Genomic DNA, 22,976 nt, shown 5'->3' with positions numbered 1-22,976 from the left:
CCGGCAGGATGCAGGCAGCAGGGAGTGTCAGGATGAACAGCAGCGCAGCGATACCAGATGCACCGGTTCTGTATGAACGGTTCGGTCGCCTGGGCGACGGCTTGCGCACCGGCCTGAGCCTGATCGAACATGCTGCCGGTGTCGCCCTTGCCGTCGATGTCGCCGTCGTTTTTGCCTCGGTGATCTACCGCTACTTCCTGCACGACCCGGTCGACTGGGCCGAGGAAGTGGCCCGCGCCTTGATGGTGATGCTGGTCTTTCTCGGCGCCGCTACCGCACTTGGCCGTAATCACCATGCCGGGATTGACGTCTTCCGCGGCCTCTTCCCCACACGCTGGCAAACTGTACTGGTGCAGATCGCGCAATGGATCATCGCCGCTGTAGCACTGGCGCTGCTGATCACCTCCTACATGCTGCTGGAGGAAAGCGCCGGCCAGACCACGCCACTCGGCCTGCCACATGGCATCTATGCCTGGCCGGTGGTGATCGGCAGCCTGTGCATGGCGATCTTCGCGCTGGCCAACGCCTTCGAGGCACCACGACCGCTTGCCTTCGGCACCCTGACTGGTGTGATCATCGCCTTTGCCGTGCTGGCGGCCTGGCATACCTATGCTTGGGAGTCGGCACCGTCGCCGCTGCTTCTGCTGCTGGTCGGCTTCCTCGGCAGCATCGTGATCGGCGTACCGATTGCATTCGCACTCGCCTTCGCCTCGCTGGCCTATTTCCTCGCCGATCCGTCACTGCCAATGGTAATCTATTCGCAGCAGGTGGCCGCCGGCGCCGATCACTTCGTGCTGCTGGCGATCCCCTTCTTCGTGCTGGCCGGCATCGCCATGGAAGCCAATGGCATGTCATCGCGGTTGATCGAGCTGTTGCTGCGCATGATGGGGCGGCTGCGCGGCGGCATCAATCTGATCACCATCGTCGCCACTGCGGTCTTCTCCGGCATTTCCGGTTCCAAGCTGGCAGATATCGCAGCTGTCGGCGGCATCATCATGCCGGCCGTACGCCGCAGCCGGCAGGATCCCAATGAAACGGCCGGTCTGCTTGCCTGTACGGCCGTGATGGCGGAAACCATCCCACCCTGCGTCAACATGATCATCTTCGCCTTCGTCGCCAATGTCTCGGTCGGCGGGCTGTTCGTCGCCGGGCTGATGCCGGCCGCCTTCCTGGCGCTGCTGCTGGCCGTCGTCGCGGTCTGGAAAGGCGGTAAGGTTGCGCCCGAACATCTCAAGGCCAGCGACCGCTCGCTGACCCAACTGATCGTCGGTTCGCTGGTGGCATTACTGATGATCCTGATGATCGGCCGCGGCGTGATGACCGGTCTCGCCACCTCCACCGAGATTTCAGCTTTCGCCGTTGTCTACGCGCTGGTGGTCGGCGGTCTCGCCTTCCGCGAACTGACTGTACGGTTGACCGTGAAGCTGTTCGTGCAGTCGGCCGCCATGGCCGGCAGCATCCTGTTCATCGTGGCGGCAGCCTCGGGCTTTGCCTATGCGCTGACCATCGAGCAAATTCCCGCCCTGATCTCGGGCACCATGATCGAGTTCGGCCATACCTACGGCAGCATCATGTTCCTGCTGTTGGCCACGGTGGTGATGATCTTCTTCGGTGCCGTGCTGGAAGGCGCACCGGCGCTGATCATCTTCGGTCCGCTGCTGACGCCGATCGCCGCGCAGCTCGGTGTCAATCCACTGCATTTCGGCACCGTGATGGTGATCGCGATGGGCTTCGGGCTCTTTGCACCTCCGGTGGGCCTCGGGCTTTTTGCCACCTGCACCATGACGGGCACCCGTGTGCAGGATGTGGCACGGCCGATGATGAAATACCTTGCCATTCTGGCAATCGGCCTCGTTATACTCGTGCTGTTCCCCAGCTTCTCGCTGTGGCTGCCTTCCCGATTCGGCATGAACTGAGCATGTCTACCATCACCGACGTCGCAAAACTGGCCAGGGTCTCGACTTCGACAGTGTCGAACGTCCTGAACGGCCGCGTCGACAAGATGAGCAAGGAAACGCTTGGCCGCGTACAGCAGGCGGTGGCCGAACTCGGCTTCCAGCCCAATCGCACGGCGCGCCAGCTCAAGACCGGCCAGATCGAGATGCTGGGCCTGCTGGTGCCGTCGATGGGCAACCCGTCTTATGGCCTGCTGGCGCGCGAGATCGAGATTGTTGCCCGCGCCCGCCATGGCTATCGCGTCATCGTCGCCAACACCTACCGCGATCCGCAGCAGGAACGCGCCTTCCTTGAGGATATGTGGTCGCAGGGCGTGCGCGGCGTAATCGTGATTTCCTCACTGGCCGATGAAGCTCATTTCGAAGATCCGGTATCGCGCGGCCTGGTGGCGGTGAGCTACGACAGCCATGCGCGCCGTGATCGCCAGCCGATCCTGGATTACGTCTCGGCCGACAACGTCGCCGGCGCCAGCCTCGCGGTGCAGCATCTGGCCGAGCAGGGCCACCGCACCATCGCCTTCCTAACCCCTTCGGGCTGGACTTTCAGCCGTGCCGAAAAACGCGAAGGCTTCATACATGCCGTCGAACGCGCCGGGATTCGAGGTGTGGTGATCGCCGGCAGCACGGCCTCGCATTATGCCGACGAGGAAATGGCCGAACTGGGCCAGAGCCTGGCCGCGCCGCTGGTGCAGCATGCCGACCGGCCGACGGCTGCCGTGGCAATCAACGACATGATGGCCATCGGTCTGATGGCCGGCCTGCGCGAACAGGGCCTGGAATTGCCGCACGACATGTCCGTGGTCGGCATGGATGGCATTCCGCTCGGGGCTTACACGGCGCCACCGCTCACCACCATCCGGCTGCCGCTGCCCGATCTGGCGCGTACCATGGTCGACCGCATCATGCTGCGTCTGAAGCAGCCGAATACCAAGCCAGACGAATTCCGCTTTTCATCCACGCTGCTACAGCGACAGTCTGTTACAGCGCCGCAGTCACGTTGATCGAGTTTACATGCGTATCCTGCTGACCCACACTCCCGAGGCCTTGCGCAACTATTACGGCGACGAAGCGCTCGCCGCTTTGCGTGGGTTGGGTGATGTCAAGTTGCATAAGGGCGACACGCCATTAACCACCGAAGAACTGATCGCGCAGGCGCGTGGTTGTGATATGATCGTGTCAGACCGACAGACGCCCGGCGATGCCGCAGTGTTCGAGCAACTGCCCAACCTCGTTGCCTTCCTGCGCTGCGCCATGGATATCCGCAACATCGACCGCGCGGCCGCCGATCAGGCTGGCGTGCTGGTCACCCGCGCCACTGCCGGCTTCATGGACTCAGTCGCCGAACTTGCCGTCGGCATGCTGGTCGATCTGGCGCGCGGAGTCAGCGCCGCGGTTACCGCCTATCGCAATGGCGAGACGCCGCCGATCCATATGGGCATCCAGCTTTCTCGGTCCAGCATCGGCATCATTGGCTACGGCGCCATCGGCCGCCGCGTTGCCAAACTGGCGCATGCAATGGGCATGAGCGTGTTGGCCAGCGATCCACTGGTGCAGATCACCGATCCGCATGTGAAGCAGGTGACACTGAACCATTTGCTACATGACGCGAAATTTGTAGTCTGCCTGGCGCCGGCCAATGCGCAGACCGAAAAGCTGATGGATGCGCGCATCTTCGCCGCTATGCAGCCCGGCAGCTATTTCATCAATCTGGCGCGCGGCGAACTGGTCGACGAAGCCGCCCTCGCTGAAGCGTTGGACAGCGGTCATCTGGCCGGTGCCGCAATGGATGTCGGCCGCGCGCCCGACCAGATGCCCTCACCCATTCTGGCGAAGCGTAAGGATGTAATTGCCACGCCGCATATCGGCGGTTTGACCCCGGAGGCCGTATCACACCAGGCTTTCGATACGGTCAAGCAGGTCGAGGCGCTTAGGGCGGGCCGCGTCCCCGAAGGTGCCGTCAATGCCGCGGCGGCAAACCGGCTGGCCCGGCTGGGCGTGAAGGTCTAACCAGCCTTACGGATTGAAACCAGACAAAGCAGCGTGAACAGCATCTGCGCCGCCGCCTGCGCTGTCACCGTACTGGCGTCATATTGCGGCGCCACTTCGACTACATCGCCGCCGACGATATCCAACCCGACCAGACCGCGCAGGATCGCCTGCGCCTCGCGCGGCGTCAGCCCGCCCACTTCCGGCGTGCCGGTGCCCGGCGCAAAGGCCGGGTCGAGGCCATCGACATCGAAGGTGATATAGACCGGGCCGTCACCCACCACCTGCTGCGCTTTCTCGATCACCGCCGGAATGCCCATCCCATCGATTTCCTCGGCATGGATCACGGTCATGCCACTGTCGACCGAGAATTCCCACAGATATTCCGCCGCGCCGCGAATGCCGATCTGGATACAGCGCTCCGGGTCCAGCACGCCATCCAGCACCGCCTGGCGGAACGGACCGCCATGATGGAATTTGGTGCCCTCGTATTCGCCGCTGGTGTCGCAATGGGCATCGATATGCACCATGCCGAGAGGACGACCTGCGCCAAGTGCACGCATGATCGGCAGCGTGATCGAATGGTCGCCGCCAACCGACAGCGGGATTACGCCCGCAGTTCGGATGCGTTTATAGAAAGCCTCGATATCGGCGTGGCAGGATGCCAGATCGAAACGGCTGCGCATCGGCACATCGCCGATATCGGCCACACTGATCTCGCCCAGTGGCGCGCGTTTCAGAACATGTTCATATGGTCCGATGCGTTCGACAGCGCGCACGGCACGGGGCCCGAGCCGTGCACCGGTGCGATTGGTGACACCGAGATCCATCGGCACACCGACCAGCGCACAGTCCAACCCGACGAAATCGGCATCGTCCTTTACCTGCCGATACGGCGCGCCGACAAAGGTAGCCACATCGGCGAATGGCCATTTGCGCTGTTCGGGATCGACGAGAACCTGCGCCGCCACTCTGGCGAAATGCGGATCGAAAATGTCGCCACCCCTGGCAGTCGTATATTTCTGCCGCAACGCGTCCAGCTTTGCCTTGTCCATGCTGATACTCCGTATTGCTGAGTCTCGTGCGGCAATTGAGTCAGCCACTGCGCCAAGGCTACCTGCCTTCAGCCGGCCGGGGAATGGCGGATCGGCCGGAGGGTTAACGTTTGGGCGGCGACGGCGCCAGGCCGCTTTTTCCCGCCTTTTCCACAGGGCCACCATCGCGAATCCATCGTCCCGGTCTGGTAAGCCCGGGCAACCTGCATTAGAAGGCGATTTCCAGATTTGAGGAGAAGTCCAATCATGAAGCATGTCTCGTTCGCCGGCCGCCTGGTGATCGTTGGTTTCGGCAGCATCGGCCAGGGCGTCCTGCCGCTGATCCTGCGCCATATCGACATGCCGTCGGACAAGATCACCATCGTGACGGCGGAAGAGCGCGGCCATGACGTGGCCGACGAATACAAGATCAAGTTCGAGAAGATTGCGCTGACCCGCGATAACTATCGCCAAGTGCTGCAGCCGATGCTGTCGAAGGGCGATTATCTGCTGAACCTGTCGGTCGACGTCTCCTCCGTCGCCCTGATCGAACTGGCGCAGGAGCTGGGCGCCATGTATCTCGACACCTGCATCGAGCCCTGGGCCGGCGGCTATACCGATCCGAGCAAGACGCCGTCACAGCGTTCGAATTATGCATTGCGCGATTCTGCTCGCGTGCTGATCGAAAAGTACAAAGGCGGCCCGACCGCCGTGCTGACCCATGGCGCCAATCCGGGCCTAGTGTCGCATTTCGTCAAGGAAGCTATGTTGCAGATTGCCAAGGATACCGGCATCAGCACCGCCGTGCCGAAGGATCGCGCCGGCTGGAGCGCGCTGGCGCAGCAGCTGGGCGTCAAGGTGATCCATATCGCCGAGCGCGACACCCAGGTGTCCAACACGCCCAAGGCACGCGACGAATTCGTTAACACCTGGTCGATCGATGGCTTCGTCGGCGAAGGCTGCCAGCCCGCTGAACTGGGCTGGGGCAGCCATGAGAAACAACTGCCGGCCGATGGCCGACGCCACGATTTCGGCTGCGACGCCGCCATCTACCTGCTGCGTCCCGGCGCCAGCACTAAGGTGCGCACCTGGACCCCGCTGGAAGGCCCGTTCCACGGTTTCCTGATCACGCATAACGAAGCCATCTCGATCGCCGACTATTACAGCGTCAAGCAGGGCTACAAAGTGGTGTACCGTCCGACCGTGCATTACGCCTATCACCCGAGCGACGATGCCGTGCTGTCGGTGCATGAAGTGGCCGGTAAGAACTGGGATATGCAGTCGCGCAAGCGCCTGATGATGGACGAGATCACGAGCGGCATGGACGAATTGGGCGTGCTGCTGATGGGCCACAAGAAAGGCGCCTTTTGGTACGGCTCGCGCCTGACTATCGAAGAAGCACGCAAGCTCTGCCCGCATAACAACGCCACCTCGCTGCAGGTGACCGTCGCCGTGCTCGCCGGCCTGGTCTGGGCGATGGAGAATCCGAATCGCGGCCTGGTCGAGGCCGATGAACTGGATCACGCCCGTATCATGGAGGTCAGCCTGCCCTATCTGGGCGAGATGGCCGGTGAGTACAGTGATTGGACGCCGCTGCAGGATCGCGAAAATCTGTTCCCGGAAGATATCGACCGCGCCGATCCGTGGCAGTTCAAGAATTTCCGAGTTGTTTGATCAGCCCTCGAAGATCGCCGGGTCCTTGTGGTCGGCGATTTCCAGTACCAGCTTGCGCCGCACGGCGGCAGCGAAGCTTTCATAATCGCGGGCAGGTACCATGAAGGCACCCGGCCCGCCGATGATGAACTTTTCGTAGTAACCGTCGATATCCTGTTCCATATGCAGGATCGGCAAGCCGTTGATCACGATGCCGGCGTCGAGGGCGGCCTTGCGCGCTTCCGCCGGCGGCGGCCCGGTATTGTTGCGGCCGTCGCCTGAGATATCGATCACACGTCGCGATGCCTGCACCGGCAAATCAGACAACAGCTTGTGGCCGAATTCGATGGCGCCGCTGGGCGAGGTGCCGCCGCCGAAGATCGTGCGCTCGGCATTCTCCATCTGCGTGGCGAAACGCATGATATCGTCGTCGTTGGCCAGTACCGTCCAGGGCAGGATCAGGTTTTGCAGTCTGTAGCCGGACCATTGGTAATAGGCCACGGCAATAGCGCCGTGAATGCCGGCGCGGATCGCCTGCCTCACTTCTTTGCTGCGGAAGGCCTCGGCGTAACCGCGTTGCTGCAAAATATAATGCTGCACATGTACGCTGCCTGAACAATCGGCCGCGAGTGCCAGCGCCAGATCGACCGGGCGACGTTGCGCCCAGGCAGGCGACAGGAACGGCAAGGCAATAAGAGAGGCGCCGCCAATCAGCAGGGATCGGCGGTTCCGTCTGCAGTTGGCAGCGCTCGTGATTTCGCCCCACGGCATGCTGCCACGATAACAAAGATTCTCCTCGCCCGGTGGCAGGAGAACCGGGTTGCCTCCAGTACACCCCATAACCCACTGATACATATGGTGAAATCGGCCACTTTCATGTGGATAAACCATTTGGTAACCTTATTGGCATGCAAAGTCTTGCTCCCCAGCTGTCGGCCCAGGCCGCCGCGATCAAGCTGAAACCGCTCAGCGCGCAATCGCGCTCTGAGCTGGTCGGCCAGATCAATGGCGTGGCCGGAGTCGAGGTCATGCTGCAGCAGCTATTGCGCATCCGCGCCGAGATCGGTGGCCCCGACAAGGCCAAGGCTGAGCGGGAAGCAGTGGTGCGTGAATTCCATGGGGCACCGGTGACCTACAACGGCTACGGCGTCGCGCGTACGCCGCCAGCGATGTCGGTCTACATCATCGCCTGAACCTCGGCTGCAGGTCACGCTTGTACCCCTGCACGAAAGCCGGTATTCGGCGGACGGTTTTCTTGTTGCCTTCCGCTCAACCTGCTGCATAACCGGTGCCTGCATTGCCTGAAATCAGCTTCGTCATCCCGGTCTACAACAAGGCCGACATCCTGCCGCATGTGATCCGCGCCCTGGCAGATCAGGTTCCGAGCCTGGATGCCGAATACATCTTCGTGGACGATGCCTCTTCCGATATGTCTTTGGCCGCTCTGGAATTGGCTTCCACTGTCCTGCCTGCCGTTACCATTCTGCGTAATCCGGCCAATGCCGGACCGAGCATCCGGCTGAATCAGGGCGCTGCCCTGGCGCGCGGGCAGTTGCTCTGCCTGATCGATGCCGACGAGTTGATCGTCCCAGATGCCGTCGCTCTGATGCGTCATGCAATGCAACAGCACGACGCTGATATGGTACATGGCAAAGTGATCCGCAGCCCGTTGGCGGCGGCTGAGCTAGCGTGTCCACCGCTCGATCAGATGCCGGAATGCGTCGTCAGTGACCGGCCGCTGCAGATGATTTTGCGTGGCCGGGGCTTCGTCCGTATGGCATGGCTGGTTGACGCCGCGCTGTTCCACACCGCCGGTGGCTGCGATGAGCGGCTGTTCATCCAGGATGAGTCGCTGCCGCTGCGCCTAGCGGCAAACGCGCGTCGCATGGTCGATTTCCATGGCGGAGTGACATATGCGCCGCGGACAGAATCGCATCTCTCCGCCGACAAGCGCCAGCAGCATCACGACCGTTTCTTCGCTTATTACAACCTGCTGTGCGACATGCCGACGCTGCCGCCGGAAGATCGCCGCAGGATTGCAACCACCTGCGCTTCGATTACCTGGAGAGCTGCCCAGCGTAGCGGCCTGCCCCTTGCGCAACTCGCCGCACTTGGCGCATACCTGCGCGGCAAAGCCGGTTTTATCGTGCCGGCAGACTTTCTGGACCGCGCTGCGGCTGCATTTCGCAGCCTGCCGGGCATACGCCATGCACCTGTTTCCCCGTCTGGTTTCGCTGCATCATGATCCGAACTGATATTACATCGCTTGAACTGCCTGCTGCCTCCGACTGGACCCAGGCACTGCGACAGGTCAATCTCATGCTGCTCAGCTTTCTGCCGCTGCTGCTGCTGTTCTGGCGTGGCGGTGCGGATGCGGCAGCTAGCATCATTGGTATCAGTTTTCTGGCCATCGTGATTGCGCGCCGCCACTGGGGATTGGCAACTCATCCCATGCTGGCCGTGCTCCTGGGGATTTGGCTACTGCTCAATCTGCTGGTTTCGCCGCTGGCAGTAGATCCCGTTGCTTCGTTCTCCCGTAGTATCGCATGGTTGCGTTTCGCCCTGTTGTTTGCGGCTGTCGTCACATGGTTGATCCGGTCACGCAATGACCTAAAGCTGATTGCCGGCCTCTGGGGCGTTACCGTCGCTTTTTCGATCGTCGATGGATTGATACAATTGCTGCGTGGCACGTCCCTGACCGGCAATCCGATGTACGGCCTGACGCGCATTACCGGGCCGCTGGACCGTCCAAATATCGGGATGTTCGTCGCCCGTTTGAGCTTCCCGCTGCTAGCCGCCATGCCACTGCTGATAGGTGTTCGCGCCCGCAGTACTTATGTCGCGGCGGCGATGACGGCTGTTGGCCTCACCTTTATTCTCCTGACCGGCGAGCGTTCGGCGGCATTGCTGACTGTAGCTGGTTTGATCACTGCAGCCTTTGGCAGTATTTTTGTTTTTCCTCGCTATCGGCTACATGGTCTGCTTGCCTTGCTGCTCGCAGGCGGTGTTGGCGCTACTGTTGCCGCCACGAGCGAACGCATTTGGGAGCGTATGAGAGAGTTGGGCAGCGTATTGAAGCACTTCTCGGAGTCGCACTATGCCGAACTTTTTGGGATTGGCATCGATATCTGGCACAACTATCCGATCTTCGGCGCCGGTATGAAAAACTTCGAAGCCAGTTGCTGGGCTATCGCCGCTCCCAAGGTCTCCGACGGCTGCCCCTCGCATCCGCATAATGCCTATATCGAATGGCTGGCTGAAACCGGAGTTACCGGATTGCTTGGTTATGTCGTATTTCTGCTTCTTCTGTTGCTCGCCACTTGGCCATTGTTGCGCGGCGACGCCGTCGCGCGGCTGACTGGCCTGCTGGTCGCCGGCTGCTTCATCGTGCTGTTGTTTCCGCTGATCGCCACCCAGAGCGTATTCAGCAACTGGCCGGCGCTGGTTTTCTGGGCCAGCCTCTCCCTGACCATGGCAATCGTGCGGCTGACACTCAAGGAACAGGAACGCGTCTGAGCTGCCATGGCGATCCTCGTCATCAAGCATTCCGCGCTGGGCGACATGATCCTCGCCCTGCCTCTGCTGCGCGCCATCCGGCAATATCATGCCGGCGAGCGGATCGTGCTGCTGACCACCGCGCCTTACGTCGATCTGCTGCAGCGATCCGGCCTTGCTGATGAAATCTGGACCGATCCACGCCCGAAATTCTGGCAACCGCTCAGGCTGCTTGCCCTGCTGCGCCGCATGCGCGGCGGCAGCTTCAGCCGGATCTACGACCTGCAGGGCAGCCAGCGCACGAAAGGCTATTATCGGCTGCTCGGTGCGCCTGCCGAAAGCTGGGTCGGCAATGCATCGGGCTGCCGATACCACATTCCAGATCCCACCGGGCCAATGCATATCTCGGAATTACGCCGGCGCCAGCTGGCGCTGGTCGGTATCCCCGATCCTGGCCTGCCCGATCTCGATTTCCTGCAAAGCGACATTGCCCGTTTCGGACTGCCTGAGCGGTTCGCGCTGCTGGTGCCGGGCGGCGCCCCGCACCGGCCGGCGAAACGCTGGCCGGCCCACCGCTTTGCTGCTTTGGGGCACCACCTGCTGCAGCAGGGGATTGTGCCGGTTCTGATCGGTCGTGCCGCCGAACAGGCCGAGATCGCCGAAATCCAGGCGGTCTGCCCGGAGGCGATCAGCCTGTGCGACAAAACCTCCATTGCCGATCTGGCCGCGCTCGGCCGTGCTGCCGCGCTATGCGTCGGCAACGACACAGGGCCAATGCATGTCATCGCCGCAGCGCGCTGCCCGTCGCTGGTGCTCTACTCCGCTGAATCGGATCCGCGCAAAGTATCGCCGTGCGGCGATTGGGTGCGATTGCTGCAGCGACCGAGCTTGCAGGATCTCGGCATCGAGGATGTAGTCGCCGCCCTGCCCGCGATCAAAATGACCTGATCATACCCACCTGAGTGGCCAATGCGGGCCAGGCCGCAGCCTACTCCAGATCAATACAGCTACCAGCATGATCAAAAGCGCTGGCAGCAGTGGATAGGCGACAAACAGCCAACTGCTTTTCAGGTTCAGCACAATCAGTGGATTTGCCCCTGCCGGCGGATGCATGATGCCGAGCAGCTTCATTGCAATGGCAATCAGCGCAACGCCAGCACCCATCGTCCACATGTTGCTGCCCAGGAGCTTAAGCAGCACGATGCCAATCACGGCGCCAAGTAGATGGGAGGCGAGAACGGCTACCGGCCGCGAGCCCTCATGTGCCGGAAAGCAGAACAGCAGGATCGCCGTGCTGCCCAGCGAGGTCAGTGCCAATCCGTGTTCGGCATCGATCAGCCACAGCACCAGCGCAAGGCATGGTGCGATTCCGGCGAAGACCCAAACCAGTTCAAGCAATGCGGCCCGAGTCAAACTCTTCATCTGCCTTCCTGCTTCTCGGATTCGCTGAACAGCAGCAAACTGTCGCGTTCTGCGCCGGATGGCAGCGCCGCCTGACGGTTTGCAATCCATGCAGCGATATCCCGCCAGACCACTTCGGCCTGCAGATCGCGCAGCAGCATGTGCCATCCCTGCGGATAAACCGCTACGCGCATATTTACACCCGGCGTCGCTTTCAGGATTTCGACGAACTTCTCGACTGGCTTTTTGGGTATCACTTCGTCTTTTACGCCATACAACAGCAGCATTGGGATACGCACAGGACGTGCCAGCGCCGCTTCATCCATCAGGTTGACCAGCCCGTGGACGGCGTCGACACGCGTGGCCTTGATGAACAACGGATCACGCGACAGCCGGCGCAGCATCTCGATATTGTCCGATGCCTGGATCTTCAGCCCGCTGCCGGTAAAGGTTTTCCACGGAATGGTATAGCTGGCTGCGAACAAGGTCACTCGATAGAGCAGCGGCATACTGGCGCGGCCCCAGACTGCCGGCGCTACCAGCACCGCACCGGCCGGTCGTACGGTCGGATGCTGCGTCAGGCCGTGCAACACCACGGCACCACCCATGCTTTCACCCAGCCAATATACCGGTACATTCGGATGATACCGCTGCACCAGGTTGTGCAGTTCGGCAAGGTCATCGGCCAAGCGATCCTCTCCGGGCCAGTAGCCGGTGAAAGGCGCTCGACCGAAACCGCGCTGGTCCGGCGCGTAGGTCGCGATGCCCTGTCGCGCCCACCATTCTGCCGCTTCGGTAAAGGCATTGCTGTAGTCGTTGAAGCCATGCAGCGCCAGGATCACTGCCTTCGGCCGGCCAGTCTGATCCGGCGGTAGCCAACGGCGCAGCGGCAGGACGCGTCCGTCTCCGGCCTGCCAGGTGCTTTCGTTCGATGCAATGGCTGGTGCCACGGCCTGCTCGCCCTGCGGCTGTATGCGCGGTGCACAGGCGGCAAGACCAACCAGTGCCAGCACGACAAGTATCCGCGGGACACGCATTTGGTTAAACGACCCCGGCCGGAACCTGCACCCGGCTGGCCGGAAAAATCAGGGTTGCTGTTGTGCCGGCACTCTTGCGGCTGGACAGATGTATCTGGCCGTCATGCAGTTCGATCAGGCGGCGCGTGATCGGCAAGCCAAGGCCACTGCCTCCGGCCTCACGGGCACGCTGAGAATCGCCCTGCGAAAATGGTTCAAAAACGCGTTTGAGCTGGTGATCGGTCATGCCGACGCCGGTATCGCGGACGCGGATCGCCAGGCCGCCATCGGTCAGCACCGCCGCCGCTACCTCGACGCCACCGCCTTCGGGGGTGAATTTTATGGCGTTGCTCAGGAGATTGAGCATCATCTGCCGCAGCAGCCTCGGATCGGCCTGCAGCCGCGGCAGAATCGCCGGGAGGGCACGCGTCAGGCTGACGCCTTTCCCTTCGGCGGTCACGGTGACGAGGTCGAATGCTTCCTCGATCGACTTGCGCAGGTCGAGGTCTTCTTCGCTCAGTTCCAGCTTGCCGGCTTCGACGCGCGACATATCCAGCACGTCGTTAATCAGCGACAGCAGATGCTGGCCGCTCTTGACGATGCCGTCGACATAGTCGGCGTAGCGTGGATGCCCGACCGGTCCGAACAAGCCTTGCCGCATGATATCGGCAAAGCCGAGAACGGCATTCAGCGGCGTGCGCAGCTCATGACTCATGGAGGCGAGGAAGTTGGACTTTGCCCGGCTGGCCTCTTCTGCTTCCTGCCGCGCCTGTTCGAGGTCGGCCGTCATGGCCTGCATCTCCGCATGCGCACGTTCAGTGGCACGCAATTGCCGCATCAGCGCCAGAGCGAAGCCGATCACCAACAGCCAGGTGACGATTGCGGCAGCAATCAGCACGGAATTGAGGCCGCTTAGCCGTTCCCGCGACTGTTCCAGTCGCTTGATGCCGACCACATTGACACCGGAAGTAAAAGCACTGAAATCGGCATCCAGATTACGCGACTGTTCGACGATAGTGAAACCGGCAGAGCGATCCCCGGACAAGAACGCTGCCAGCAGCTTGTCCCAGCCGCGGATCACCGGTTCAATGCGCTGCAGCAATTCCTGCAGGCCCGGATCGCTGCGATAGATGCTGGCGGTATGGCCATCGCGCATCAGGTGGAGGCGGCTGAACAGGATGTCGTAGCGCCGCTGCACGTCATGGCTGCTGATGCCAGGTGCTTCGGCCAGCCGCTCGAGCAGGGTCACGCGGAAGACCTGGTGCTCGTTGCGGAACTGCACACCATCCCAGACTACATTCTGGAAGGAGAAGCCGCTGTTTTCACGCTGCTGGATATAGAAATAGCTGGTCAGCACCACGGACAGCGCCACCACCGTGCCGACCAGGACCAGCACAAAACGCCGGGCCGCGCCGGCCAGCGCATCCGGCCGCGTCGACAACTCACTTGATTTGAAGCGGCGCGGCATCAGTGGACGTCTATGCGGCGGAGTTGCCAGACTGAGCGGATATAGGTCATGTCCGTTTGCAGCGCCTTGTCACTGTCGAACGGATAGACGATGAATAGCGGTCCCTTATCGCGCAGTGTCATTGCTTCGCCATTCAGCTTCATGGCGAGGATCACGTCATGGCGGGCTGTATCAGAAACCGGCAGCGTGGCGGAATACTCGTTATGCGCCGTAGCAAGCAGGTTGCTGCCACGCGCCTCTACCGTGGCGAGCACCGCTCGCAGCGGAACGCCCTCGAAATGCATGACGCCACTATGCCACGGCGTCGCGGTGTTCACTTCGATAAGGCCGATCTGTTCCAGCATGGCGCGATCGAACCGTGCTTCCGATCGGCCTGCGGCGTCCTGCGCATTGCCACGACCGATGGCGCCACCCACGGTGAGCAGGACTTCGCCACGCGGAACCGGAAGTGGCTCAGCCGCATGGCCAGCCGTCGCCGAAACAGCCAGAATTCCGGCCACCAGCAGCGCCAACCACAGCTGCGCGCGCTCAGCCTGTATCCAACCCTGCAACACTCACCCCCGTCCGATACAGCGCGATGGTTACACATGTATCACGCCGTTCCGGAGTGGCATTCCCGCTGGCAAAAATCAATGGGCATTCTGTCGCCCCGACAGCAGCCGACGGGCTGTTGCCGCTACAATGTGCGGGTCTGCCCGCCATCGACGTCGATCACAGCACCCTGCAAATAGGCAGCCTGGGATGAGGCGAGGAAAGCCACTGTCTGGGCAATCTCTGCGGGTTCGCCGAATCGGGCGATACCCATGCTGCGTGGCAGCTTCACCGCAGCTTCCGCCTCGGAAATCCCCTGCTCCTTGGCAAAGTTTCGAATCCGAACCTGCAGGCGCTCGGTGGCGATGGCGCCGGGATTGATGGCATTGACGCGTACGCCGTCGGTGACACCACGATCAGCCAGTACCTTTGTGAGGTTCATCGACGCGGCATTGACCGAACCGCCAATGGCGAATTCCGCCTGGCCGGTCCGGCCGCCGATGCCGATGATGCTGATAATGCTGCCCTGCCTCGTCATCAGATGCGGCCAGGCCGCGCGGCTCAGCCGCATGGCGCCAAAGAACTTCAGCGCATAACCATCTGCCCAGTCGTCGTCGGTGAGTTGAAGGAAATCCCCGCGCTTGGTGGCGCCGGCATTGTTCACCACGAGGTCGATTCCACCGAATGTCTTTACTGCCGCGGCCACCACCTGCGCCGGCACCGCCGCATCGCGCAGATCGACCGCCTGAGCCAGGCTCTCGGTCGGCAGGGATTTGGCAAGTTCCTGCAGCAGATCGGCCGAGCGGGCGACCAGCACCAGCTTCATACCTTCTGCCGCAAGTCCCTCGGCAATCGCGCGGCCGATGCCTTTGCTCGCGCCGGTAACAACGGCCACCTTGCCTTTGAGCTGCAAATCCATGTGTCCTCCAGATGGCGCCCTGCCTGACGCCTGCTAAACTTGCCCGCAACAGGATAAGGGAGGCAGCATGTTTCGCAATGATCTGTTCAAGGACAAGCGCATCCTGATCACCGGTGGGGGCACCGGCCTTGGCAAGGCAATGGCCCGCCGCCTGATGGAACTGGGTGCCGAACTGCATATCTGCGGCCGGCGCGAAGGTGTGCTGCAGGAGACTGCACGGGAACTGGCCGCCGGGACTGGCGGTGCGATCCACGCGCATGCCTGCGATATCCGCGTGGCGCAGGCGGTGGATGAGATGGTCGAGACCATCTGGCGGACACACGGCCCCCTTGATGGCCTGGTGAATAACGCCGCCGGCAACTTCATCTCTCGTAGCGAGGATTTGAGCCCGCGCGGCTTCGATGCCATCGCCAATATCGTGCTGCATGGCAGCTTTTATGTGACGCAGGCGGTCGGCAAACGCTGGATCGCGGCAAAACGCGGCGGCAGCGTGGTGTCAATCGTCACCACCTGGGTCTGGACCGGCTCGGCTTTCGTGGTGCCGTCGGCTATGTCGAAAGCCGGCATTGCGGCGATGACGCAATCGCTGGCGGTGGAATGGGGGCCGAAGGGCATCCGCCTCAACGCAATCGCCCCCGGCCCCTTCCCGACCGAAGGCATGACCAAACGGCTGGCGCCGACCGAGGCGCTGGAGAAGCGTATGATCAGCGCTATCCCGATGCGCCGCGTCGGCGATCTGCCGGAACTGGCCAATCTCGCCGCTTTCCTGCTGGCTGATGAAGCCGGCTACGTCACTGGTGAAGTGATCGCCATCGACGGCGGGCAGTGGCTCAATACTGCAGGTGGCTTTGGTGCTTTGACCGACCTGTCCGATGCCGAATGGCAGGAAATCCGTGCCAACATCGCAGCGACCAATGCGAAAGATAAAGCCCAGCGCACAGTGTAGGCCGTTGCATCCGAACCAACGTGTACGATAAGCCGAAATGATATGATCCCATGCAATAGTTGCATGGGAAACTGTAAGTATTTCAATGAAATATACTTTGCCGAAGACTTCGCATTGACGTAGCGGCAGGGCAGAATGGCGGCGTTCGATAATCGCCCATTCACGCAATGCAGAGGCAAAAGATGAGCAGCGAACCGGCAACCCGCACCGAGCATGACTCGCTCGGCGAGATGGCTATTCCGGCCGGCGCCTATTTCGGCATCCAGACGCAGCGCGCGATCGACAACTTCCACATCTCGGGCATCAGCATCAATCATTACCCGAACCTGATCCGCGCCTTTGGCATGGTGAAAAAGGCCTGCGCCGCCGCCAACAAGAAGCTCGGCTATCTGGAGCCCGAGAAATACAAGGGCATCTCGAAAGCCTGCGACGAGCTGATCGAGGGGAAGCTGCACGAATGGTTCACCATCGACGTGTTTCAGGGTGGCGCGGGAACCTCGACCAACATGAATGTCAACGAGGTGGTGGCCAATCGCGGCCTGGAACTGCTGGGTTTCCATAAAGGCGAATACCAGCACCTGCACCCCAACGACGATGTCAACCTGTCGCAATCGACCAACGACGTCTACCCGACGGCCGTGCGTCTAGGCGTGATCCTCAGTCATGCCGAACTGATGAAGGCACTGGACGGTCTCGCCTACGAATTCCGCCAGCGCGGCGTCGAATTCGCCGACATCATCAAACTGGGCCGCACCCAGCTGCAGGATGCGGTGCCGATGACGCTGGGCCAGGAATTCGAGGCCTTTGCCATCAATATCAAGGAAGATGTCGCTCGCGGCGACGAGATCGTCAAGCTGTTCCGCGAGATCAACCTGGGCGGCACGGCGGTGGGCACCGGCATCAACACGGAACCGGAATATTCCAACCTGGCCATCGAAGAACTCGGGCGAATCAGCGGTATCGAGATGGTACGTGCCGCCAACCTGATTGAGGCAAGCTGGGATATGGGCGCCTTCGTCCTGTATTCGGGCATGCTGAAGCGCATCGCCGTGAAACTGTCGAAGATCGCCAATGATCTGCGCCTGCTGTCGTCGGGCCCACGCGGCGGCTTCGGCGAAATCTCGCTGCCGCCCATGCAGCCGGGCTCGTCGATCATGCCGGGCAAGGTCAACCCGGTGATCCCCGAAGTGGTCAACCAGGTCTGCTTCCAGGTGATCGGCAAGGATATGGCCATCACCATGGCTGCCGAGGCAGGGCAATTGCAGCTGAATGTGATGGAACCGCTGATCGTCTACAACACGCTGTCGTCGATGCAGCTACTGTCGCGGGCCGCACGCACACTGGCTGAGAAATGCGTCTCAGGAATCCAGGCCAACGTCGATCAGGCAAAGCGCCATGTCGAAGCCAGTGTTGGCATCGTCACTGCGCTCAATCCCTATATCGGTTACGAGAAATCCGCATGGCTTGCCAAGGAGGCACTCAAGACCGGCCGTACCGTACGCGAACTCTGCATCGAGAAGGAATGGCTCACCGAAACCCAGCTCGACGACATCCTCGACGTCGCCAAGCTGACCGCGCCGCGCCGGCGCGGCCGCAAGATTGTCGCGCCGTCTCAGTAGCACTTAAGAAGGTGGCGGGCGGCGGTGATGCGAATAGCGCCGCGAACTGCGAGTGTTCGATGTCTTAAGGTGATGAGTAAAAAAATGCGCCATGGCCGGGACACCCTCGACCATGACGGAAGGGTTAGTGTTCAAACCTAGGCGAACTCCGCTTCCGCTGTCATCGCCAGAGCATCGTCAGCATCGGCGATCCACAGCGCGAGCGAACCGTCATGAGCAGTTCTCGCACGCAATTGAAACGGCTGGCCGTCGATCACCGGGCGACGGCCCCGGAACTTGAATTTCTGCAGCACCTGGCCTGGCCGCAGGCTGAGAGCGAAATCGACCAGTAAAGTCGCCAGCAGCGGACCATGCACGATCAGGCCGCGATAGCCTTCGACATCGCGCGCATAGTCGCGGTCGTAATGGATGCGGTGACCGTTGTAGGTCAGCGCCGAATAGCGGAACAGCAACACCGGATCGGCCGTGAAGCGCGACACCCACTGATAGTCGCCAGAGGCGGTATCCGGCTCCGGCATAGCCGTGCCGGAAACTTCTTCGCGATAGACGATGTCATGCCGGTCCGTCACTGCGACGGTATCGGCATCGAAGATGTCGTGCCGTACGGTAACAAACACCAGCCGACCACTGCGACCACTTTTCTCTTCCACCGACTCAATCGTCGAAAGTCGGCGCGTTGGCATACCGAGCAGCAGCGGACGATGGAATTCGATGCGACTGCCGGCCCACATGCGCCGCGTCTGGCTGCCGCCCCAGAATTTGCTCACATCGGGCAGGAAACTGCCCAGCGCCGGATGGCCGTCGCGGCCGAGTTTTGCGCGCGGTGCCAGCTGCCAAAAATGCAGCCAGTGGCGCAACGGCGGCAACGGCGCGCCTTCGGTTAGGCTCTCGTCGGGTTGATCGAGCGCGCGGGCCAGAGCCTGGCTGCGTTCGGGTAAAAAAAGATCGGCGACCTCTTCCTGGCCGCCGATCCAATCTTTCAGCGATGTCTTGTCGGCCATACCGACAGCATAGCGTTACTGCCGCGACTTGCCCACCGCCTCGCGCAGTAGCAGATAGACCTTGCCGATATCGGCGGTGACGAAGGCCGAGGTCAGAAGTTCCTCGTGCTCCACACCCTTGGCACCGGCCAGCACGCGCTCGAATTCGGCCACGTAGCGGTCGGTGAAGTCGCGGAACTCGCCATTCTCCTGATACTTACCGCGGATCTTGTCGAGATCGCGCTGGTCGATCAGCTTGCGGGTGAACAGGCCGCGCTCGCCCTTGTAGTAGCGGCGCCACAGTTCTTCCGACAGGTCGCGGTTCAGCAAGCGCGAAATGTCGATGGCCATCGAATTGAGGTGGCCGGTGATGAAGGCGGCGGTCTTGAGGAACTGCTCGCCGCGTAGCGCCTGTGTGGCCTTGCGCAACGATTCTGCTTCCACGCTCGCCGTACGCGCCGCTTCGGCCAGTGCCTTGGCATCGGCCTTGAGGCTGGCTTCGGCAGAGGCCGCTTCGCTGGCGGCACGGGCGGCAGCAGAGGCCAGTTCCTGCGCGCGCTGGCCGAGCGTCTCGGCGGTCTCGGCGGCACGCGCGGTGGCGCGATCGGTGACAGCGCCGAATTCCGTGCCGGTGCGAGCCATGCGTTCGCCGATCTCGGTGACTTTTTCCGACAGACGGGCAGCGCGGGTATCGACCTCGTCGGCCTGGCGACGGAAACCGTCGCTCATCCGATCGGTCTGCTTCATCGCGTCTTCGACGATATTCGCCAGTTCGCGCGTGCGGTTACGCAGCACTTCGCTGGCATCGTCGATGCGGCCCGAAGCGTTGCCCACGGCGAGGTTGATCTCGCGGGCACGGGCATCGAAGGTTGCGCCGACCTGCTCGACGCGGGTGACGGCTTCGTCCGACACACGGGCGACTTCCGTCGCCTGACGGCGGAAGCTGTCGCCGATATTGGCGGTCTTGAGGATCGCCGCATCCGAGGCTTCGGCCAGTTCCTGCACGCGACCGCGGAAATTCTCGCGGATGCTCTCGGCCTGACGCGTAAGCTCCGACGACAGCGACGTAAGTGCGCCGGCCTGCTCGTGGATGGTGCTGCGCAGTTCCAGTGTGCGATCGACCACGCTCTGGGCCGCATCGCCCAGTTCGATCGAACGGATGCGTGCAGTGTCGCCTGCGGTGTTGATGCTGCCAGTCGCCTTCTCGGCGGCGGCATTCAGCGCCTGCGCCTCGATCTGCGCCTTGTCGCTCATGGTCAGCAGTGCCGAAGTCTGCGCCGTGGCGCGTTCGGCCAGGGTCGCCATCGCCTCGGCAACATTGACAGCCAGATCCTGCAGATCCTTGGCACGCGCCTGCGCGGCGCTTCCGGCCAGCTGCGACTCCATCGCCGCGCGTTCGGCGGCGGCGCTGAGTGCATGAGACTGAACCTGCGCGGTTTCGCTGACCTGATGCAGGCGCTGCGAAGCGCGCTCGGCGGCGGCCTGCAACTGTACGGCATCCTGACCAGCACTTTCGCCGGCCGAACGCAGGCGTTGCGCCGTGCGGGCGGCAGCCTGGTCCAGGCCATCCACCTGGTCGCGTACGGCCGTACCAGTCTCGTTGATGCGCTTGGCAACGCCGTCGATGGTGAGGCCGAACTGCTCGGCATGGCCGCGTAGCAACGCACCGGCAGCACCGATCTGGTCGTCGGTGCGTTGGGCCGCCTGGGCCAGCAGCGCATTGGCCTGCTGCATGGTGTCCTGCACCTGCGCCGCCATCGCGGTGGCGTCGCGGCCCGACTGGGCCAACGTCTCGATGCGGGTACGAATGCTGTCGTCCGCCTCACCTATCTTGGAGAGCGCACGGCCGGCGGTTTCATCCAGCACATCGGCGCGCTGCTTCAGTTCGTCGCCGGCGCGCATGGCGCGGTCGGCGATCTGCTGCAGGGTCTGCGTCATGCTGGCGCCTTCACGACGCAGCGCGTCGCCAGCCTGGGCCAGGCGCTGGTCGGCCAGTTCGGCTGCCGAGCCGAGCTGATCCGCCTGATGGCGGACAAGGTCGCCGGTGAGCTTGAGGCGCTGTTCGGCCTGTGTCGCGGCCTCGGCAAAGGCATCGGCCTGGCGCGTCGCGCCGGCGCCAGCCTGTTCCAGTGCATTGGTGCGGGTGCGCATCTCATCGCTGGAGACACGCAGGCGTTCGGCCACACGGGCGCCCTGATCATCGAGTGCGCCGACCTCAGAGCGAATGGTTTCACCGATGTCGCGGATGCGGCTGATCGTAGTGCCGGTGGCATGTTCGATCTCGCGCACGCGTTCGCGCAGCACGGTGCCAGCGGCTTCAGCGTTGTCGATCACCTTCTGGCTGGCGTTGCTGAAGGTCAGGCTCTCGCGGCCGAAGCTCTCGCTGGCGGCGGTGGCGCGCGCCACCGTGACTTCGGCAGCAGTGGTGATGATCTGTGCGCTTTCGGCAAAACCGAGCCCGATACGGCCGGCTTCGCCGCCGGCGCGGGTAACCGCCTGCTCCAGTGCGACGATCTTGTGTTCGAGCTGCTCGGCAATCTGCTGCGCCACTTCGGCCGCGCGGGTGACCGCCTGATCCATCAACTCGCCATGGCGGCGCGACAACTCATCCACGCGCTCATTCTGGAACTGGATCGCCGAGGTGATGCGGGCGATCTCGGTGGCCTTGCCCTGGAAGATGCCGCGGGCGGTTTCCACCTCACGCACGATCACATCGGCAGCCTGCAGCAACACCTGCGCCTGGGTCGAAACAGTCTGCCCCAGACCGGTGACCTTGGAATTCATCTCACTGCCAACCTTGTCGGCGGCATCGACCAGCGCGCGGCTCTGCTCCTCGAAACGGCCGGCGAGGCCCTTCACGGTATTATCGAGGTCGCGGTTGACCTGTTCGGCGGCCGACAGCAGCGACTGCGACGACTGGTGCAACGTGCCGGTGATCTGGCGCGCCTGCTGGGCGACCTGTTCACGGGCGCCGGTGGCGGCAGCCAGCAGTTCCTGCTGCTGGCCGGCCATGGTCTCCCCGAGCGTGGCGATCTGCGCGGTGGCGGACTGCGCAGCCTCTTCCATTTCACGCGCCTGACGGCGCAGCGCACCTGCCAAGGCCGAAACCCGGCGCTCGGCTTCCGGGGTGGGGTAGCTGAGATCAAGCAGCAGTTCGTGCAGGGCGGCGGACTGGCGCTTGATCGCCATGCCGCGCCACATGTTGAGCAGCATCAGCCAGAGGAAGGCGAGCGGCGCAGCGACGCCGGCGATGAAGGCACCGATCTCATGCGGCAGCGCGTGCCACAGATTGGTCCAGCCGATCGAATTGTTGATGTAGGTGGCGCAGAACAGCACCCACAACAGGCTGATGCCAGCGCCGATGCCCACCATCATCAGGCGGCGGCGCTCCAGCATGGGCGTGCCGACCAGGGCAGCGGCGCGGGTATCGGCCTCGCCAATCGCCTGTTCGCTCGCCGACTTCGCGGCATTGGCGGCCATATCGGCACGCGGATGTTTGATCAGCATCGCAACCTCCCCCGTCGGGGCGCAGGAATCGGTATCCAGGCCCGGTCGGATCGCGTCATTTCCGCATTGAAACACACAACGACCGGTGCGCGGCGGAAAACGCGCGCCAGTAGCACACAATATTTAGGGGCCCAATGGTTAACGCAGCCTTGCCCGCGGCCCGGATATCCACAGCATATCGGGCCATGAATCGGGCCCTGTGGATAGCGGGGATAAGATTTTCACGGCGGCCCAAAAACACCCACCGTGCGCGACGCGGCATAAAATCAGGGGGTTCACGCTACTGGGAGTCCGTCAACAGGTTTTTTTACAGCGCCGTCACATACACTGTATTGACCCTCTTTTAACGATGAGTACCATATCTAGTGTTCGTTGGACCTGTTTCGTAACGACGCTGCGCCGCTTCCGGAAGCCCGATTTGGGGCCTTTTTGTGGGATTCCGGAGGTGAAAGGGCGGGGTGCGCGG

Annotated in this window: 19 protein-coding genes; 10 read left to right on the top strand and 9 right to left on the bottom strand. The window is 62.3% G+C overall.

What is annotated here, in order from left to right:
- The first annotated feature begins 32 nt into the window (after window positions 1-32).
- From CTR53_RS11250 to CTR53_RS11240, 3 genes are read left to right on the top strand one after another with little or no spacing between them, the layout of a single operon-like run.
- On the top strand, window positions 33-1,916 hold the full coding sequence (locus tag CTR53_RS11250) for a TRAP transporter large permease subunit (RefSeq protein WP_290813004.1): 1,884 nt from the start codon (window positions 33-35) through the stop codon (window positions 1,914-1,916).
- A gap of 2 nt (window positions 1,917-1,918) precedes the next feature.
- Window positions 1,919-2,956 carry a LacI family DNA-binding transcriptional regulator gene (locus CTR53_RS11245; protein ID WP_290813001.1) on the top strand — a complete coding sequence of 346 codons (1,038 nt, stop codon included), beginning with the start codon at window positions 1,919-1,921 and terminating at the stop codon, window positions 2,954-2,956.
- A 10-nt stretch (window positions 2,957-2,966) separates the two neighbouring features.
- Window positions 2,967-3,962: an NAD(P)-dependent oxidoreductase gene (locus tag CTR53_RS11240; RefSeq protein WP_290812998.1), complete on the top strand. Its 996-nt coding sequence runs from the start codon at window positions 2,967-2,969 to the stop codon at window positions 3,960-3,962.
- On the opposite strand, the gene speB is transcribed toward CTR53_RS11240, so the two are convergent.
- A complete protein-coding gene (speB, locus tag CTR53_RS11235; RefSeq protein WP_290812995.1) occupies window positions 3,959-4,996 on the bottom strand; it encodes an agmatinase in 1,038 nt (345 codons plus the stop codon). The two genes, CTR53_RS11240 and speB, sit on opposite strands and share 4 nt — an antisense overlap.
- Before the next feature lie 246 nt (window positions 4,997-5,242).
- Here speB and CTR53_RS11230 point away from each other — a divergent pair, with 246 nt between their 5' ends.
- Complete coding sequence (locus tag CTR53_RS11230; protein WP_290812992.1) at window positions 5,243-6,649, top strand: saccharopine dehydrogenase C-terminal domain-containing protein; 1,407 nt, start codon at window positions 5,243-5,245, stop codon at window positions 6,647-6,649.
- Here CTR53_RS11230 and CTR53_RS11225 read toward each other — a convergent pair whose 3' ends face one another.
- Complete coding sequence (locus tag CTR53_RS11225) at window positions 6,650-7,399, bottom strand: DUF1194 domain-containing protein (RefSeq protein ID WP_290812989.1); 750 nt, start codon at window positions 7,397-7,399, stop codon at window positions 6,650-6,652.
- Window positions 7,400-7,536: 137 nt separating this feature from the next.
- Here CTR53_RS11225 and CTR53_RS11220 point away from each other — a divergent pair, with 137 nt between their 5' ends.
- The 4 genes from CTR53_RS11220 to CTR53_RS11205 all read left to right on the top strand — a co-directional run bounded on the left by CTR53_RS11220 (window position 7,537) and on the right by CTR53_RS11205 (window position 11,071).
- A complete protein-coding gene (locus CTR53_RS11220; protein WP_290812986.1) occupies window positions 7,537-7,821 on the top strand; it encodes a hypothetical protein in 285 nt (94 codons plus the stop codon).
- Window positions 7,822-7,916: 95 nt separating this feature from the next.
- Window positions 7,917-8,873 (top strand): glycosyltransferase, encoded by a 957-nt coding sequence (locus tag CTR53_RS11215; protein ID WP_290812983.1) that lies wholly within the window; start codon window positions 7,917-7,919, stop codon window positions 8,871-8,873.
- Window positions 8,870-10,144 carry an O-antigen ligase gene (locus CTR53_RS11210; protein ID WP_290812980.1) on the top strand — a complete coding sequence of 425 codons (1,275 nt, stop codon included), beginning with the start codon at window positions 8,870-8,872 and terminating at the stop codon, window positions 10,142-10,144. Before CTR53_RS11215 ends, CTR53_RS11210 begins: the two co-directional genes overlap by 4 nt.
- Before the next feature lie 6 nt (window positions 10,145-10,150).
- Window positions 10,151-11,071 carry a glycosyltransferase family 9 protein gene (locus tag CTR53_RS11205; protein ID WP_290812977.1) on the top strand — a complete coding sequence of 307 codons (921 nt, stop codon included), beginning with the start codon at window positions 10,151-10,153 and terminating at the stop codon, window positions 11,069-11,071.
- Here the strand turns inward: CTR53_RS11205 and CTR53_RS11200 are convergent, their stop codons facing one another.
- From CTR53_RS11200 to CTR53_RS11180, 5 genes are all read right to left on the bottom strand, one after another.
- Window positions 11,072-11,545, bottom strand: coding sequence for an HPP family protein (locus tag CTR53_RS11200; RefSeq protein ID WP_290812974.1), 474 nt, complete (start codon window positions 11,543-11,545; stop codon window positions 11,072-11,074).
- A complete protein-coding gene (locus tag CTR53_RS11195; protein WP_290812971.1) occupies window positions 11,542-12,537 on the bottom strand; it encodes an alpha/beta hydrolase in 996 nt (331 codons plus the stop codon). The genes CTR53_RS11200 and CTR53_RS11195 overlap by 4 nt, the downstream gene beginning before the upstream one ends.
- Before the next feature lie 28 nt (window positions 12,538-12,565).
- A complete protein-coding gene (locus CTR53_RS11190; RefSeq protein WP_290812968.1) occupies window positions 12,566-14,008 on the bottom strand; it encodes an ATP-binding protein in 1,443 nt (480 codons plus the stop codon).
- Window positions 14,008-14,520: a molybdopterin-dependent oxidoreductase gene (locus CTR53_RS11185; protein ID WP_290812965.1), complete on the bottom strand. Its 513-nt coding sequence runs from the start codon at window positions 14,518-14,520 to the stop codon at window positions 14,008-14,010. The genes CTR53_RS11190 and CTR53_RS11185 overlap by 1 nt, the downstream gene beginning before the upstream one ends.
- 164 nt (window positions 14,521-14,684) lie before the next feature.
- Window positions 14,685-15,458, bottom strand: coding sequence for an SDR family oxidoreductase (locus CTR53_RS11180; RefSeq protein WP_290812962.1), 774 nt, complete (start codon window positions 15,456-15,458; stop codon window positions 14,685-14,687).
- A 67-nt stretch (window positions 15,459-15,525) separates the two neighbouring features.
- Here CTR53_RS11180 and CTR53_RS11175 point away from each other — a divergent pair, with 67 nt between their 5' ends.
- Both CTR53_RS11175 and CTR53_RS11170 read left to right on the top strand, forming a co-directional pair.
- Window positions 15,526-16,404 carry an SDR family oxidoreductase gene (locus CTR53_RS11175; protein ID WP_290812959.1) on the top strand — a complete coding sequence of 293 codons (879 nt, stop codon included), beginning with the start codon at window positions 15,526-15,528 and terminating at the stop codon, window positions 16,402-16,404.
- Window positions 16,405-16,586: 182 nt separating this feature from the next.
- On the top strand, window positions 16,587-18,023 hold the full coding sequence (locus CTR53_RS11170; RefSeq protein ID WP_290812956.1) for an aspartate ammonia-lyase: 1,437 nt from the start codon (window positions 16,587-16,589) through the stop codon (window positions 18,021-18,023).
- Between the two features lie 137 nt (window positions 18,024-18,160).
- On the opposite strand, the gene CTR53_RS11165 is transcribed toward CTR53_RS11170, so the two are convergent.
- Both CTR53_RS11165 and CTR53_RS11160 read right to left on the bottom strand, forming a co-directional pair.
- Window positions 18,161-19,024, bottom strand: a complete 864-nt coding sequence (locus CTR53_RS11165) for an acyl-CoA dehydrogenase (protein WP_290812953.1) — start codon at window positions 19,022-19,024, stop codon at window positions 18,161-18,163.
- Window positions 19,025-19,039: 15 nt separating this feature from the next.
- Complete coding sequence (locus CTR53_RS11160) at window positions 19,040-22,510, bottom strand: hypothetical protein (RefSeq protein WP_290812949.1); 3,471 nt, start codon at window positions 22,508-22,510, stop codon at window positions 19,040-19,042.
- Window positions 22,511-22,976 lie beyond the last annotated feature (466 nt).

It is taken from the genome of Ferrovibrio sp., assembly GCF_002796975.1.
GTDB lineage: Bacteria > Pseudomonadota > Alphaproteobacteria > Ferrovibrionales > Ferrovibrionaceae > Ferrovibrio.
Note: the sequence above shows the minus strand (reverse complement) of the source record. Positions and strands in the feature narration are given on the sequence as shown.

What these genes read in the sequence shown, in the direction of transcription:
- CTR53_RS11160 (WP_290812949.1), bottom strand. Translation starts at nt 22,510, where the DNA reads ATGCTGATCAAACATCCGCGTGCCGATATGGCCGCCAATGCCGCGAAG.
- CTR53_RS11225 (WP_290812989.1), bottom strand. Translation starts at nt 7,399, where the DNA reads ATGCCGTGGGGCGAAATCACGAGCGCTGCCAACTGCAGACGGAACCGC.
- CTR53_RS11220 (WP_290812986.1), top strand. Translation starts at nt 7,537, where the DNA reads ATGCAAAGTCTTGCTCCCCAGCTGTCGGCCCAGGCCGCCGCGATCAAG.
- CTR53_RS11240 (WP_290812998.1), top strand. Translation starts at nt 2,967, where the DNA reads ATGCGTATCCTGCTGACCCACACTCCCGAGGCCTTGCGCAACTATTAC.
- CTR53_RS11175 (WP_290812959.1), top strand. Translation starts at nt 15,526, where the DNA reads ATGTTTCGCAATGATCTGTTCAAGGACAAGCGCATCCTGATCACCGGT.
- CTR53_RS11165 (WP_290812953.1), bottom strand. Translation starts at nt 19,024, where the DNA reads ATGGCCGACAAGACATCGCTGAAAGATTGGATCGGCGGCCAGGAAGAG.
- CTR53_RS11205 (WP_290812977.1), top strand. Translation starts at nt 10,151, where the DNA reads ATGGCGATCCTCGTCATCAAGCATTCCGCGCTGGGCGACATGATCCTC.
- speB (WP_290812995.1), bottom strand. Translation starts at nt 4,996, where the DNA reads ATGGACAAGGCAAAGCTGGACGCGTTGCGGCAGAAATATACGACTGCC.
- CTR53_RS11250 (WP_290813004.1), top strand. Translation starts at nt 33, where the DNA reads ATGAACAGCAGCGCAGCGATACCAGATGCACCGGTTCTGTATGAACGG.
- CTR53_RS11190 (WP_290812968.1), bottom strand. Translation starts at nt 14,008, where the DNA reads ATGCCGCGCCGCTTCAAATCAAGTGAGTTGTCGACGCGGCCGGATGCG.
- CTR53_RS11245 (WP_290813001.1), top strand. Translation starts at nt 1,919, where the DNA reads ATGTCTACCATCACCGACGTCGCAAAACTGGCCAGGGTCTCGACTTCG.
- CTR53_RS11230 (WP_290812992.1), top strand. Translation starts at nt 5,243, where the DNA reads ATGAAGCATGTCTCGTTCGCCGGCCGCCTGGTGATCGTTGGTTTCGGC.
- CTR53_RS11180 (WP_290812962.1), bottom strand. Translation starts at nt 15,458, where the DNA reads ATGGATTTGCAGCTCAAAGGCAAGGTGGCCGTTGTTACCGGCGCGAGC.
- CTR53_RS11210 (WP_290812980.1), top strand. Translation starts at nt 8,870, where the DNA reads ATGATCCGAACTGATATTACATCGCTTGAACTGCCTGCTGCCTCCGAC.
- CTR53_RS11170 (WP_290812956.1), top strand. Translation starts at nt 16,587, where the DNA reads ATGAGCAGCGAACCGGCAACCCGCACCGAGCATGACTCGCTCGGCGAG.
- CTR53_RS11200 (WP_290812974.1), bottom strand. Translation starts at nt 11,545, where the DNA reads ATGAAGAGTTTGACTCGGGCCGCATTGCTTGAACTGGTTTGGGTCTTC.